Annotated in this window: 2 protein-coding genes and 2 pseudogenes; all 4 read right to left on the reverse strand. The window is 40.1% G+C overall.

Annotated features, from left to right (window positions below; genetic code table 11):
- Window positions 1-204: pseudogene (locus tag H6G97_RS50925) on the reverse strand (hypothetical protein); the annotation flags it as partial.
- A gap of 427 nt (window positions 205-631) precedes the next feature.
- Window positions 632-931, reverse strand: a complete 300-nt coding sequence (locus H6G97_RS50930) for a hypothetical protein (RefSeq protein WP_190947756.1) — start codon at window positions 929-931, stop codon at window positions 632-634.
- A 211-nt stretch (window positions 932-1142) separates the two neighbouring features.
- Window positions 1143-1391, reverse strand: coding sequence for a hypothetical protein (locus H6G97_RS50935; RefSeq protein WP_190947757.1), 249 nt, complete (start codon window positions 1389-1391; stop codon window positions 1143-1145).
- A gap of 29 nt (window positions 1392-1420) precedes the next feature.
- Window positions 1421-1695: pseudogene (locus H6G97_RS50940) on the reverse strand (sigma factor); the annotation flags it as partial.

The following is a 1695-nucleotide window of genomic DNA, read 5'->3' on the forward strand; positions in this document are numbered from 1 at the left end:
TCTTGGGCTATATACAATAAATTTATCAACAGTACCAGTACCAACCGCAAACCCTATCACTTGGCGAACTGTTCGCAAAGCGGCATTATCTAATGCACCACCAATACTGCCAATACTGATATTAACCGCACGGCTTTGGCCCAATGCCGGCGCACTCATCGACAATACTGCTCCGACAATCATCAAACTGGTAAACTTCAACATTTTCCTCTCCTCTAAAAAATTGAAAAACTAATACAGATGCTTCGTGTCAATGAGGTACATCTAATTTGCTATGGAAAAATTTCAAACATTTTATTGTACCTCACTTGACTCAAACTTATGTATTTATAAAAACATAGACTCATAAATAATCTACGGATATTATTTAAAGGTAATCATTTATTAAAGTAGAGTTTAAGAAATAACTTTTTGAAGAAAAAATGCAACAAAAAAATATTATTTATATATAATTAATGCCATCTAAATAATTTAATATATTATTTATATTCTCATTGCTCAAGCCATATTCTCGCAGTGCAACTAAACTCATTCACTTGAGTCAAGGACTGCATCTGTTGACGCTCCTGGGGCAGGTAGTTGAAAGGCTTCAAATGCTGCAACCCGAATGGCAGGCTTGTTAAGCGCAAAGTCATGATATATCTGGATGAGAGGGTGTAGGGTTGCAGATGCGGGTGTGAAGGATTAAGAAGATGTTGAACTCCTTGACGCAACTAAAATTTAATTGTCTTAAAAACGAACCTGCAACCCTACACCCAACAAGATAGCCCCGTCCAGATTTCAGCTTTTCAAGCGTGCCATTCAGTACTTTACCTCCGGTTTCTTCCACTGCCGTCTGCGATAGTTCCGATTGCTGTTGAGGTTTCAGCTTTATTATCGGTCTAACCTGGCATTCATTCGTGGGCAAAATTTGTGATCGGTTAGGACACATTTCCTCATTTTCTGTTTGTGTCCCAATGGGACACATTTTTATTAGGTTATGAAATACAGCCGAAGCTTCAATTAATCTATAAAGATAATGACACCAAAATCCAAACCTATCTTTGCAATGCTCCTCAATAAGTGCTGTGGCTGGAACGGTAAAGCCTGCGATGGCGCGAGCGCCCGCCGGAGGTGATCACTCAAAACCTTGAGACAACAAATCATCCCGCTATGTCTTTACCACTCTTGTAAGTCATAGCCCTGGGTTTTCTCTTTTTGAGAGGAACTACTGATTTCTTGGGTGCTTGTGGCGGACGGCATTTCTCACAATATAGAGGTCGAACCCTAAAGGTTTCTCGTTGTGTGGGTTGTTCGCATTGCTTACACACGAAGTTAAAAACGCGAGTATGAATTTCCCGCTTGTGCGCTCTGACGGTGTACTCTCGGACTTCAATAGTTTTGCTGGGCATTGATTAGTAAAGTATCCTTACTTCTTAATAATCTTATCGGGGCTGATGTTTAATGATGCAGCTATTTCTTCAGCAGTGGCATGGCGACCGAGCTTTAGAAAGCTTTCTCGCTGCACCTTCTTAATTTTATTAAGTATTTCAGTTAGATGAACAGGCAATCTAATAGTGCGGGATTGTTCTGCAATTGCTCTGGTTATTGCTTGGCTAATCCACCAGTAGGCGTAGGTTGATAATTTATAACCTCGGTTGGGATCAAACTTTTCTATACCCCTTTGTAAACCTATTGCTCCTTCTTGGATCAAAT

The organism is Nostoc flagelliforme FACHB-838, assembly GCF_014698065.1.
Classification (GTDB): domain Bacteria; phylum Cyanobacteriota; class Cyanobacteriia; order Cyanobacteriales; family Nostocaceae; genus Nostoc; species Nostoc flagelliforme_B.

What these genes read in the sequence shown, in the direction of transcription:
- H6G97_RS50930 (WP_190947756.1), bottom strand. Translation starts at nt 931, where the DNA reads ATGTGTCCTAACCGATCACAAATTTTGCCCACGAATGAATGCCAGGTT.
- H6G97_RS50935 (WP_190947757.1), bottom strand. Translation starts at nt 1,391, where the DNA reads ATGCCCAGCAAAACTATTGAAGTCCGAGAGTACACCGTCAGAGCGCAC.